The organism is Microvirga sp. 2MCAF38 (assembly GCF_052115485.1).
Taxonomy (GTDB): Bacteria; Pseudomonadota; Alphaproteobacteria; order Rhizobiales; family Beijerinckiaceae; genus Microvirga.
Genome location: NZ_JBFRGU010000004.1, coordinates 22101 through 34263 on the forward strand (window position 1 = coordinate 22101; position 12163 = coordinate 34263).

A 12163-nucleotide genomic window follows, 5' to 3' on the forward strand; every position below is an offset into this window, starting at 1 on the left:
ATGATCTCATTCATCCTCAATCGCGCCCTCCAGATCATCCCTGTGATCATCGGAGTGACTTTGGCGACTTTCCTGCTGGCGCAAATCATACCTGGCGATCCGGCCGACGTCTTGCTCGGAAGCATGGCGTCGGAGGAGGCAAGACAGCAGTTGCGCCTGTCCCTGGGGCTGAATGAGCCAATCTATGTTCAGTATGCCCTCTACCTGAAGAATCTCCTTCAGGGCGATCTGGGACAATCTTTCACCTTCGCGCAGCCCGTCACGCAGGTCATCGTCGAGCGTCTGTTCAACACCTCCCTTCTGGCAATCGCGGCCATCGTTCTTTCATCTGTGGCCGGCGTCGCTGCCGGAACCTGGGCCGCCCTGAAGCCGGGATCTCTCAGGGATCAGGGATTGTCCGTCGTCGTGCTGTTCTTCAACAGCATGCCGTCTTTCTGGCTCGGCCTTGTCCTCATCCTGACCTTTGGCCTTTATCTGCGCCTTCTTCCCGTCGGCGGAATGCAGGACGCGACTGGCGGCAGTGGAATTGGAAGCCTGGTTGCTCACATGGTGCTGCCGACTGTCACGCTGGCCGCCTGGTCTCTCGCCGTTATCGCTCGCATGACACGGTCCGCCATTCTCGATGTGATCAACAGCGACTACATCCGCACGGCCCGGAGCAGAGGCGTCGGTGAAGCCCGCATCGTACTACGTCACGCGCTTCCGAATGCCATGCCCTCCGTGATCACGGTCATCGGTATGCAGATGGGCTTTCTCTTGAGCGGCGCAGTCCTAACGGAGACGGTCTTCTCCTGGCCGGGCATTGGTCTTGCCATGTATCAGGCCATATCGACGCGCGACATTCCTCTGATTCAAGGAGGCATCCTCGTTCTCGCCGTCGCCTTCGTCCTAATCAATTTCGCGGTCGACATCCTCTACGCCTACTTCAACCCGAAGGTAAAGTTGGCATGATGATGTTCGCCAAATCACACACGTCGCAGGCGATCCGCTCCAGCGACCCGGTTTTCGAGGTCAAGAATCTGGGTATCGCCTATGGGCGCGATGCAGCATCGATCCAGGTCGTTCATGATGTCTCCCTGTCGGTCGGGCGCGGCGAAACTCTTGGCGTTGTTGGCGAGTCGGGATGCGGCAAGAGCCAGACGATGCTCGCGGCTCTCGGACTTTTGCCCCGTGGCGGACGCATCACCTCCGGTCAGGTTCTGCTGGAAGGACGTAACCTGGTCGATCTTTCCCCTCATGACATGCGGGCGGTTCGCGGAAGCGGCATTGCGCTGATCTCCCAGGATGCCCTGACATCTCTGAACCCCGCGATGACCATCGGCACGCAAATGGCCGAACCGATGATTCATTACGGCGGAATGCCCCGATCGGCAGCCCGGACGCGCTGCATTGAACTCTTGGATCTTGTTGGCATTCCTGGGGCTGCGACCCGGCTTGCGAGCTATCCTCATGAGCTTTCAGGCGGCATGCGTCAACGTGCGCTCATTGCAATGGCGATCAGCGCCAACCCCAAGGTACTCATTGCGGACGAGCCGACAACGGCGCTCGACGTGACCACCCAATCCCAGATCCTGCGCCTGATCGATTCGCTGCGTAAGGAGCTGGGAATGGCGCTCATTCTGATTACCCACGATCTCGGAGTGGTCGCCGGGGTCGCGGATCGCGTTGCGGTGCTTTATGCCGGCCGCGTTGTCGAAACCGCCTCAACAGAAACGCTGTTCGCAAGCCCTCGACACCCCTACACGAAAGCGCTTCTCGACACGATCTCGCAGCTTGAGGGTGATGTTTCGGAACGGCTTAATCCGATCCCGGGTCTTCCGCCGGATCCGCGAAACCCCGTCCAGGGATGCCCCTTCAATCCACGCTGCGACTATGTCCGCGAGGTATGCGGGTCCGAGCTGCCAGCTCTTGCAGACAGCGTGGAGGGAGGACGCCACCCTGTGAGGTGTCATGTCGATCCGTTTGTCGGGCCCTCTCTCAGGATTGCCGGTGGAGAAGCACGATGAGCACTCCCGCCATTCAGCTAAAAGATGTTTCCGTTCGCTTTCCGATCCGCAAGGGCATCCTTCGCCGGATTTCAGGCGAGGTCCATGCCGTCGATTCCGTTTCATTCGATATCGCAGAAGGCGAGACCGTGGGTCTTGTGGGTGAGAGCGGTAGCGGCAAGAGCACGACAGGTCGTGCACTGATCGGTCTCGCGCCGCTTGTCGATGGGACCGTCGAGTGCTTTGGCCGCGATCTCAGAACGCTGAGGCAGTCACCAGGTGCGTTGCCTCGCATGTCCCAGATCGTGTTTCAGGATCCCTATGCGAGCCTCAATCCGCGCATGACCATCGGCGAGACTCTCAAGGAGGTGATCGAGGTTCATGGGCTCGCCAAGGGGCGCGATGCGGACCAACGGGTCGGTCGGCTCCTCGACGATGTCGGACTTCGCCGCGATCTGGCCGGGCGTTACCCACACGCGCTTTCCGGCGGGCAGCGTCAACGGGTTGCCATCGCGCGGGCACTTGCCGTCGAGCCGAAATTCATCGTGCTCGACGAGGTCGTCTCCGCACTCGACGTGAGCATTCAAGGCCAGATCGTCAATCTCCTTCAGGATCTGCAGCAGCAACGGGGGTTGACCTATCTCTTCATCACCCACGATCTGAGCATCGTGCGGCATGTCTCCCATAGCATCGTCGTCATGTATGGCGGGCAGATCATGGAAAAGGGACCGCGAAAGAGCATCTTCTCCGCGCCACTGCACCCCTATACGTCGGCCTTGCTTTCGGCGGTACCGGTTCCCAACCCGGCGGTCGAGCGCATGCGTCCCCGGATCGATGTGCGGTCGGAACCGCCGGATCCTTCCGCACCCTTGCCGGGTTGCCGCTTTCAGAAATCCTGCCTGTTCACCACCGAAGTCTGCCGGACGAGCCGGCCTCAGCTTCGTTCCGTAGCAGGTCGCGACCTCGACCATCTTGCCGCATGCCATCACATGCAAGAACCGCACGTGCGTGAAGCGCTCTCGCGTGCGGCACAAGGAGCCGTCTCTTGAATCCTTTTGAATCCAAAAGCGATACGACGTTCACATCGTTTGTCGATGGTCGAAAGCTGCCCGTCCAAGGCCAGCCGCTCCCGCTTGTCGATCCCTCGACAGGCAAGATCTGGGCGCATTCCTACGTCGATGAGAGTGCCGTCGAGCTTGCTGTCGAGAGCGCATCTAACGCCTATGCGAGCGCGGCGTGGGCAGAATTGGCACCGGCGGAGAGAGCTGCTCTTCTGCGCAAACTCGGTGACCTCATCGCCAGCAACGCGGAGGCCCTCGGCAGGCTGGAAAGTCTGGCCAATGGAAAAAGCCATGCGGCCACCGCTGCGGAAATGCGCGCCACTTCCCAATGGTATCATTTCTACGCCAGCGCGCTGGAAACGCACGACGACGTCCTGAGAACGGTATCCCGCACCATGGAAGCCCGGGTTATCCGCGAGCCTCTCGGCGTCGTGGTCGCCATCACTCCGTTCAATGGGGCGCTATCACTCGGTTCCTGGAAGCTCGCGCCGGCGCTAGCCATGGGCAACTCGGTCATCCTCAAGCCGCCGGCCGACGCGCCGGGATCCAGCATCATGCTTGCGGACCTCGCGCTCCAAGCGGGATTTCCGAAGGGTGTCGTCAATGTTGCCATTGGTGATGCGGTGGTGAGCGAGAAGCTTGCAACGCATCCCAAGGTCGCCATGGTGAGCTTCACAGGCAGCACCGCGACGGCTCGCGTTCTCGGCTCAAAAGTTGCAGGCGGTATGAAGCGGTTCGTCTGCGAGGCGGGCGGCAAGTCGGCGCATATCGTCTTTGAGGACGCCGATCTCGATTCAGCCGTGATTGCTGCCACGCAAGGGGCCTTCTCGGGGACAGGACAGACCTGCGTCGCGGGCTCCCGTGTTCTCGTGCACGCCTCGCTGTATGACGCTTTCGTCGAGCGCTACATCGCCTCGGCGCGCCGCATCAGGATCGGACATCCTGCCTCCGCGAAAAGCCACATTGGCCCTGTCGCCTCGCGGCGCCAGTATGACCGGATCAATGCCTACATCGCCGAGGCCGTTGCCACCGGCGGACGCATCGTCCTCGGAGGCGGAGTTCCTTCAGTGGATTCTGAGCTGGCGGAGGGCTTCTGGATCGAGCCCACGATCATTGTGGATGTGACGAACGATATGCGCATCTGTCGCGAAGAGATTTTCGGTCCTGTCGTGACCGTCCAAAGATTTCAGACTGAGGATGAAGCCGTCGCCATCGCGAACGGGGTCGAATACGGTCTGGCCGCGGGTTTCTGGACGAAAGATCTTCATCGCGCACGCCGCGTTTCCAGGCTCCTTCAGGCCGGGACGGTGTGGGTCAATACCTATCGCGCAATCAATCTGCGCGTGCCGTTCGGTGGTTACAAGCAATCCGGCATCGGTCGCGAGAACGGTCTCGAGGCGCTGGAGGAATTCTCCCAGATCAAAGCTGTCGTCACGGATTACGGCCCCGCTGCCGATCCATTCGCTCATTGAGTTTCCAGGATTAAGAAAGGACCTGAAATGTCTTATGCACTGGCACGTAAGCCGATCGTCGTTGATGCGCTGCAGTACAACAAACCTGAGCGCGCCCGGTTCAAGGAATGGATCGAGGGTGGTATCGGGTGTGTCCATGTCACGCTCGCCATCTGGGAGAACGCTCGCGAGACGTTGACGGCAATCGGCGAATGGAACCGGCTTCTCGAGCAGAATAGCGATCTGATCGCACTGGCAACGACGGCCGAGGACATCGAGCGGATCGCGGCCTCAGGCCGGACCGCGGTGGTCTATGGCTTCCAGGACACCTCACCCTTTGAGGATGATATTGAACTTGTCGAGATCTTCTACCAGCTCGGCGTGCGCATTGCCCAGCTCACATACAACGTTCAGAACCGGGTCGCCTCCGGATGCTGGGAGCCCGACGAGAATGGAGTTTCAAAATTCTTCGGCCGCAATGTCATTGCTGAGATGAATCGTCTCGGCATGCTCGTGGATGTCTCGCACTGCACCGAGCGGACTTGCTTCGATGCCATCGAGTATTCATCGCGTCCTATTGCGATCACCCATGCCAACCCATCCGAGTTTGTGGGAACAGATATTGAACTGAATCGTAGGAATAAATCGACGACGTTGATCAAGCGCCTTGCCGAGACTGGCGGTGTCCTTGGCTTGAGCATGTATCCCAAGATCATGCGCGACGGTTCAAACTGCACCCTCGATACCTTTCTCGACATGATATCGTGGACCGCCGATCTTGTCGGCGTCGATACGATCGGCTTCGGCACGGATTATTACGACGGGTGGCCGGAATCCCAGATCAAGTGGTGGCGCGCTGGACGGTGGTCGCGAGAAAGCGCCATCCCGATCAAGGGTTTCTCCGCGTGGCCGGCCTGGTTCAAGTCGTCGGTCGATTTCCCGAATATTCTGGAAGGAATGGAAAAGCGCGGCTTCTCCAACGAGGAGATCGCAAAGATTGCGGGAGGCAATTGGGTCCGCCTGTTTAGGGACAGTTTCCTGCCGCTTCAAATGCCGGCCACTGCAAGCGCCGCTTGAAATTCTAACCGCTTGTTAATCGGATGTGACCCGTTGAAGATGAGTCACTCACTCGATCACGGAGGATTTTATGGGACAGGCCGATAGCACCATTTCGATCTCTCTAACATCTGCGCCGACATGGCGCAGGGTGCGAGTTTTCTATCCCATGATATCGCTCTTCGTGCTCCTTGGGGCGTGGCAGGCCGGGGTGATGGTGTTTCAGCCCGCACCCTACCTGCTACCTCCGCCGATGGCCGTGGCCAATGTCATCGTCAGCCAGTTTCCATCGTTGATCTATCATTCGGGCATCACCGCCTTCGAAACGACTCTGGCCTTTACCTTCAGCATACTCGTCGCGATGCCGATTGCTTTTCTCATCGCTCGATTTCGCTGGTTCGAAGAGACGGTCTATCCGTTGCTGGTGGTCAGCCAGGCTGTGCCGAAGGTCGCTCTTGCTCCGCTCATCCTCGTTTGGCTCGGCTTTGGACTGAGCACCAAGGTTATGATCGGTGTCCTCGTTGCATTTTTTCCCGTCATCATCAGCACGGTGGTGGGGTTGAAGAGCGTCCCCAAAGACATGGTCTATCTGGGACGCTCGATGGGTCTCTCGGCACGGGACATGTTCCAGAAGATCTATTTTCCCTTTGCGCTTCCGAGCATCTTCGGTGGACTGAAGGTTTGTATCACCCTCGCTGTCGTCGGTGCCGTCGTCGGCGAGTTCATCGGGGCGGACAAAGGCCTCGGCTATCTCATCCTTCTGGCAAGCGGACAGATGCAGACCGCTCTGATGTTCGCCGCCCTCATTTTCCTCGTCCTGATCGGAATGGTGAGCTTCGCTCTCGTGCAATGGGCAGAGACGCACCTCATGCCATGGCACAGCTCCGTCCGCCAGGATGCAGGGCATTGAGGACATAGGAGGAAATGATGGGTAAGCCAATTCGCATCGAGCACGTGACCAAGAGCTACAAAGGCCTGGAAGCACTCTCTCCGACCTCGCTCTATATTGAGGAAGGAGAGTTCGTATCGATTGTTGGACCGAGCGGCTGCGGTAAGAGCACACTTCTGAGAATTGTTGCCGGCCTGGATACGCCGACAAGCGGAAGGGTCTCCGTCGCGGATCGGGTCGTGACGAGGCCAGAAACCGATATCGGCGTCGTGTTTCAAAGCCCGGTCCTTCTCGACTGGAGAAGCGTTCTCGACAACGTCCTGATTCAGGCCGAGGCGCGCAAGCTCCCTCATGACGTGTATGCGGCGCGCGCCCGGGATTTGCTGGCAGCTGCGGGCCTGAAGGGCTTCGAGAGCGCCTATCCCTATCAACTGTCCGGTGGCATGAGCCAGCGCGTCAGCGTGTGCCGGGCTCTCGTTCACAATCCGTCGCTTCTGTTGATGGACGAACCTTTTGGTGCCCTCGACGCTTTGACCCGCGATCAAATGATGGTGGATCTCCAGAAGCTTTGGCTTCGCTCGCGCCCGACGGTCATCTTTGTCACTCACAGTGTTCAGGAAGCAGTTTTCCTCTCAGACCGGATCATCGTGATGGCACCACGCCCGGGCCGTGTCGAAGCCGTTCTCGACGTGCCTCTTCCCCGCTCCAGACGGCTATCCATGAGAGGGACGGCCGAGTTCAACGCAATCGTCGACGAGATCCTGCATCATTTCCAGCGGATGGGCGTGATCCGCGATGATGATGGCGGAACCCCAGACACCACCCCCATGGAGATGGCTCTATGAAAGTCACACCGCGAATTGCTCTGATTGCGACGGTAGCATCGTTGCTCAGCACGGGGGCCGGGCAGGCTGCAGACAAGCTCAGCATGCGCCTCGACTGGAGCTGGTGGCCGGGGCAGACTCCCATGCTGGTGGCTAAGGAGAAGGGCTTCTACAAGGACGCCGGAATCGACATAGAGATCCAGCAGGGGCAAGGATCGAAAACCACGACCCTCGTCGTCGGCGAGAACCGAGAGCCGCTCGGACATGCGAGTCTATCGACAGCCGCGCAATCCATATCGGCGGGCGTTCCGATCACTGTCGTGGCCGGGTTCTGGCAGAAGGGGCCGATCTCGCTGATCTGCTCGGGCGAGGACGTGAAGAAGCCTGCTGATGTGAAGGGCAAACGCATCGGTTCGACCCCAACCGGCTCGGACGGACAGGTGCTGCCAGCCTTCCTACGGGCCAATGGTCTCGACGTTAATGATATCTCGCTCGTCAACATGCCGGGCGATGCCAAGTTCGCCGCCATCACGTCCGGGCAATTGGACTGCATCAGCGGCGATGACTATTACTACGGCCCCCAGCTGATCGCTCAGGGCAAGAAGATCTCGGTTCTTCGGTATGCCGACTGGGGCGTCACCAATCTCAGCTTTGGAATCATCGCCAACAACTCCTTTCTCAAGGAGAAGCCCGATGTCGTCCGCCGCTTCCTGGAAGCTACCAAGAAGGGTCTCGATTACACGCTGGCGAACAAGGATGAGGCCATCCAGATCTTCCTGAAGGTGACGGGCAATACACAGCCTGCGAACTTCCATAAGAGCGTACTGGAAGCCTATGAGAGCTCGCTCCACACCGGCGCGACACAGGGAAAACCTGTCGGTTGGATGGCTTCCGAGGACTGGGATGCGATGAACAAGACCCTTGAGCAGTATGGCGGCATGACCGGCCGCAAGGATCCCAGCACTTATTTCACCAACGATTATCTGTCCAAATAGGTCAAACGCCGGGGCTGTCGCGACAGCCCCTCCCGCAAGATGAAAGAGCCGTGCGCCTCCTGAGAGGTGATCGGTGACGCATGCCAGGACAAGAGAGATGCCAAATACGACGAATACGCCGGTCCACCGCTTCGACGCGATCGTAATTGGCGGCGGTCATAACGGGTTGATCGCAGCGGCCTATCTCGGGCGGGCTGGACTCAAGGTGGCTGTTCTCGAGGCCCGGGGCAGCCTCGGAGGTCCCTGCGGAACCTTCGAGTTCATGCCTGGCTACCGCACGGCCTTCACCAACTCGCCGGGAAGCTTCGAGCCACGCTTCCTGCACGAACTGAATCTGGAGCAGTTCGGCCTGCGGTTCGTCCGCACAGATCCGACCGTCGTTCATCCTTTCTCCCGCGGATGCTTTTTGGGTTGGCGGGATCGTGAAAAGATTGCTGCTCAACTGAACGCCTATGCGCCCGGCGAAGCGGATCGTTACTTCAATTTTTTGAGTTCCCTCGAGGAGCTGGGTCGCCATCTGCGAACCTCGCTCTTTCAACCCTCACCCGACCTTTTGTCGATCGCCAAGACGCTGCCGAAGGAACAGGAAACCCTGTTCAACAGGGTCTTCTTCGGCAGCCTTCGCCAGCTTCTGGATGAGGAGTTGAGGTCCGAGGAGGCGAAAGCTCTTCTGGGCATGGTTGCGTTGAATGCGACGCTCACGCCTCCATCGGCACCCGGTACGGCTGTCGGATTGATGCTGAGGCCGTTGTCCCTGGCATCCTCTCCCGCCCTCGATCCGGACGATCCTCGTCGGGCCGCCTTGCGAGGCTCGACGGGGCTTCCTGTCGGAGGCATGGGTGCAATCATCGACGCTCTCGAGGCCTGCTGTCGATCCTACGGCGCTGTGATCAAGACAGACACGCCCATCGCGAGCATTCTGCATCGGAATGGGCAAACTGTCGGAGTCGCTGCCGTGAACGGCGATGAGTATCATGCGCCGGTCGTCGTCTCCGCGATCAATCCACGTAGTCTCTTCACCGAACTCCTGGACGACGATGCTGTTGGAGCCGATCTTCGCGGCGCAGTTTCTGCCGTCCCGATGCGTGGATCGGCTTTCAAACTCGTCCTCGCTTTGGACGGCGTGCCCGATTACGCGGGGCTTCCTTCCGGTATCGATCCTAAGCAGCTTGCCGGAGTTCAGTTCCGCATTGCGCCTTCGCTTGCCTATATCGAGCGCGCCGTTGCCGAGGGCTTGGCCGGTGTCTCAGCTCGCGAGCCCATCATGTGGGGGCTGATGCCGACAGTGACATCGCCGGATCTTGCCCCACAGGGGCGTCATCTCCTGAGCGTCAACGTCTGGCATGCACCCTATGAATTGCGTGACGGGAGCTGGGAGACGGAAAGGGACGTGTTCGGCAATCGTTGCATCGACGTTCTCTCCGACCTCATGCCGGATCTGCGGAGCCATATCGTGGATCATCGCTTCATCGATCCCGTTGAAATGGAAGGCGAGCTCGGCCTCGTGCAATCACATATCACACATGGCGACATGCTCCCCGGAGCTCTGTTCGGCGCAAGGCCTCACCATTCCATTCACAATTATCGAACCCCGCTGAAGGGCCTTTACCTGTCAGGAGCAGGCACATGGCCAGGCGGATACGTCACGGGCATTCCAGGCTTCAATGCCAGCAATGCCGTACTCGAAGATCGCGCGCAGATGCGTGCGAGTGCATAAGGAGACAATGATGGAATTCCTCGTCAACATTAAGCTTCGCTGGTCGGAGAATATGGATCCGGACCTTAAGGAAAGGGTCGTCAAAGAAGAGCGTGCCCACGCTGCCGATCTGATCAAGCAGGGGCATCTGGTTCGGATGTGGCGCGTTCCATGCCGCTTCGAGAATTGGGGGATCTGGCGCGCAAAGGATGCGACCGAACTGCACGACATCATCACCGGATTGCCAGCCAATCCGTGGATGCACGATATCGTCGTTCATCCCCTGGCCAGACATGCCGTCGATCCGACACCCTATCATGGATGATCGCGCGGATTGGAGGCGTCGGTACTAGAGCGATTTCGCGCCATGGATGGATTGCCCATGCCGCAACGTCGATGGGCCATGACGGCGGTGACAATCGCCATCGTCATGGCCGTTCTCGATGGAGCGTTGATAAATCTGGCGCTTCCGCTGATGGCACAGGATCTCGGCGCAAGCCCATCGCAGGTCGTTTGGGTCGTCAGCTCCTATCAGCTCGTCATTACCATATCCCTGTTTCCGTTCTCGGCCCTTGGGGATCGGATCGGCTATGGCAGGGTCTTCATAGCGGGGATGCTGCTTTTCACAGGTGCGTCGCTGGCCTGCGCGTTGGCTTCATCCGTCTTTTCGCTCGTTGGGGCGCGTGTTCTGCAGGGCCTCGGCGCGTCTGCCCTGATGAGCGTGAACATTGCGCTCATACGCTACATCTACCCGAAGCACGCGCTTGGGCGCGGGATTGGGTACAACACACTCATCGTCGCCCTCTCCGCAAGCGCCGGTCCTTCCATCGCGGCGGCAATCCTTGCCGTCGCACCGTGGCCATGGTTGTTCGGCATCAATGTGCCTTTGGGGCTTGTGGCTTCGGTGATCGGAGTTTTCGCTCTGCCGAAAACTCCTCTTCACAATCAGAGCTTCGATCTGTCAGGTTCGATCCTGAGCGCAATCACGATCGGAATCCTCGTCGTCTCGGCCGATGGATTGGGCTACGATGGTGAGGGTCATCTCCAGGTGTCGATGCAGGCCTTCGTGATCGTCGCACTTCTCTTCTGGCTGTACCTCGATCAACGTCGAAAATCGAACCCTGCCATCCCATTGGATATCCTCCGCATCCCGAGCGTTGGTTTATCGGCGCTTACCGCGACACTCAGTTATGTCGTGCAGAGCCTCAGTTATGTCGGCCTGCCGTTTCTCTTTCATTCCATCATCGGCTTCTCAATTCTGGAGACTGGCTTGCTGATGTCAGCGTGGCCATTGGCGCTCGCTCTCGTCTCTCCCGTGGCGGGCCGCCTGTCCGACCGCTTCTCAGCCGGGAGGCTCGGTACTCTTGGACTCGCGCTTCTATCTCTGGGCCTAATCCTGCTTATCCTTGTGCCGGATCAGCCATCTGTCGCCGACGTCTTCTGGCGCATGGGATTGTGCGGGTTTGGCTTCGGACTGTTTCAAGCCCCCAACAGCAAGGCGATCATCGTGGGTAGTCCGCTTCACCGCACGGGGGCTGCAAGTGCGCTCCAGTCGGCGGCTCGCCTCTTCGGTCAAACCATGGGTGCTGCGCTCGTCGCCCATACGTTAAAGCAGTCTCTGGAGGCGGCCGCTACCGAGATTCTCTTCATGGCTCTCGTGTTCTCCATCGCCGGCTGTATAGCCAGCTCTTTGCGCATCATTGTGAAGGACAACCTGCTTGATAAGGTTGATGCTTTGGGAAAGTGACTTATGCGGCTTCGTTTTTTGATCGCCCTGCGTTCGCCGGTTCCTTGGCTTCAGATCGATCGAGATGTCGCTGCCCTCCGACGAGGGAAAACTCCGAAAGCGGGAGGCACAGTTCTGCGGTTGAGCGAAGAGACCTATGCGGTCACCCTACTCGAACCCAGGCACAGTCGCGACGGATTATTTTTCTGAGAACTCGCGCAAGAGAAAGGTGACGCGTGTCTTCGATAGCGACAACAATGTCACGACGCTGATCGATGAAGGCCTTGATGACACGAGCGACGACGAACGCACGATGTCGACGACCCACTGCGACGTTCAGGGGCGGAACTTGCGTCAGGAGCGCCTGAGTGACATGCGGCGATGAGCACTCGCATGACTGGTAGCCTGGATTGCGGATCGCACTTGTATATTTTCTAACATTTGTTTGATTATATTTGCGGCTTTTTATAATAGGGTGAT

12 protein-coding genes are annotated in these 12163 nt (G+C 58.9%); all 12 read left to right on the forward strand.

Annotation, left to right across the window (positions count from 1 at the left end; genetic code table 11):
- The gene (locus AB4072_RS09125) at positions 1 to 951 is read left to right on the forward strand and encodes an ABC transporter permease (protein ID WP_441967326.1); all 951 of its coding nucleotides are present in this window, start codon (positions 1 to 3) and stop codon (positions 949 to 951) included.
- Entirely contained in the window at positions 948 to 2006 is a 1059-nt protein-coding gene (locus tag AB4072_RS09130; protein ID WP_441967328.1) for an ABC transporter ATP-binding protein, read from the forward strand. Before AB4072_RS09125 ends, AB4072_RS09130 begins: the two co-directional genes overlap by 4 nt.
- Positions 2003 to 3034, forward strand: coding sequence for an ABC transporter ATP-binding protein (locus AB4072_RS09135; RefSeq protein WP_441967330.1), 1032 nt, complete (start codon positions 2003 to 2005; stop codon positions 3032 to 3034). The genes AB4072_RS09130 and AB4072_RS09135 overlap by 4 nt, the downstream gene beginning before the upstream one ends.
- On the forward strand, positions 3031 to 4518 hold the full coding sequence (locus AB4072_RS09140) for an aldehyde dehydrogenase family protein (protein ID WP_441967332.1): 1488 nt from the start codon (positions 3031 to 3033) through the stop codon (positions 4516 to 4518). Before AB4072_RS09135 ends, AB4072_RS09140 begins: the two co-directional genes overlap by 4 nt.
- Positions 4519 to 4545: 27 nt before the next feature.
- A complete protein-coding gene (locus AB4072_RS09145; protein ID WP_441967334.1) occupies positions 4546 to 5574 on the forward strand; it encodes a dipeptidase in 1029 nt (342 codons plus the stop codon).
- Between the two features lie 70 nt (positions 5575 to 5644).
- A complete protein-coding gene (locus AB4072_RS09150; RefSeq protein WP_441967336.1) occupies positions 5645 to 6463 on the forward strand; it encodes an ABC transporter permease in 819 nt (272 codons plus the stop codon).
- A gap of 17 nt (positions 6464 to 6480) precedes the next feature.
- Positions 6481 to 7287, forward strand: coding sequence for an ABC transporter ATP-binding protein (locus tag AB4072_RS09155; protein WP_441967338.1), 807 nt, complete (start codon positions 6481 to 6483; stop codon positions 7285 to 7287).
- Entirely contained in the window at positions 7284 to 8261 is a 978-nt protein-coding gene (locus AB4072_RS09160; protein WP_441967340.1) for an ABC transporter substrate-binding protein, read from the forward strand. The genes AB4072_RS09155 and AB4072_RS09160 overlap by 4 nt, the downstream gene beginning before the upstream one ends.
- 97 nt (positions 8262 to 8358) lie before the next feature.
- The gene (locus tag AB4072_RS09165; RefSeq protein ID WP_441967342.1) at positions 8359 to 9978 is read left to right on the forward strand and encodes a phytoene desaturase family protein; all 1620 of its coding nucleotides are present in this window, start codon (positions 8359 to 8361) and stop codon (positions 9976 to 9978) included.
- Between the two features lie 10 nt (positions 9979 to 9988).
- A complete protein-coding gene (locus AB4072_RS09170) occupies positions 9989 to 10282 on the forward strand; it encodes a muconolactone Delta-isomerase (RefSeq protein WP_441967344.1) in 294 nt (97 codons plus the stop codon).
- Between the two features lie 57 nt (positions 10283 to 10339).
- On the forward strand, positions 10340 to 11704 hold the full coding sequence (locus AB4072_RS09175; protein ID WP_441967346.1) for an MFS transporter: 1365 nt from the start codon (positions 10340 to 10342) through the stop codon (positions 11702 to 11704).
- A 136-nt stretch (positions 11705 to 11840) separates the two neighbouring features.
- Complete coding sequence (locus AB4072_RS09180) at positions 11841 to 12068, forward strand: hypothetical protein (protein ID WP_441967348.1); 228 nt, start codon at positions 11841 to 11843, stop codon at positions 12066 to 12068.
- The last annotated feature ends 95 nt before the right edge of the window (positions 12069 to 12163 follow it).

Coding starts and splice junctions, on each gene's coding strand:
- AB4072_RS09125 (WP_441967326.1), top strand. CDS start 1: ATGATCTCATTCATCCTCAATCGCGCCCTCCAGATCATCCCTGTGATC.
- AB4072_RS09130 (WP_441967328.1), top strand. CDS start 948: ATGATGATGTTCGCCAAATCACACACGTCGCAGGCGATCCGCTCCAGC.
- AB4072_RS09135 (WP_441967330.1), top strand. CDS start 2,003: ATGAGCACTCCCGCCATTCAGCTAAAAGATGTTTCCGTTCGCTTTCCG.
- AB4072_RS09145 (WP_441967334.1), top strand. CDS start 4,546: ATGTCTTATGCACTGGCACGTAAGCCGATCGTCGTTGATGCGCTGCAG.
- AB4072_RS09150 (WP_441967336.1), top strand. CDS start 5,645: ATGGGACAGGCCGATAGCACCATTTCGATCTCTCTAACATCTGCGCCG.
- AB4072_RS09155 (WP_441967338.1), top strand. CDS start 6,481: ATGGGTAAGCCAATTCGCATCGAGCACGTGACCAAGAGCTACAAAGGC.
- AB4072_RS09160 (WP_441967340.1), top strand. CDS start 7,284: ATGAAAGTCACACCGCGAATTGCTCTGATTGCGACGGTAGCATCGTTG.
- AB4072_RS09165 (WP_441967342.1), top strand. CDS start 8,359: ATGCCAAATACGACGAATACGCCGGTCCACCGCTTCGACGCGATCGTA.
- AB4072_RS09170 (WP_441967344.1), top strand. CDS start 9,989: ATGGAATTCCTCGTCAACATTAAGCTTCGCTGGTCGGAGAATATGGAT.
- AB4072_RS09175 (WP_441967346.1), top strand. CDS start 10,340: ATGCCGCAACGTCGATGGGCCATGACGGCGGTGACAATCGCCATCGTC.
- AB4072_RS09180 (WP_441967348.1), top strand. CDS start 11,841: ATGCGGTCACCCTACTCGAACCCAGGCACAGTCGCGACGGATTATTTT.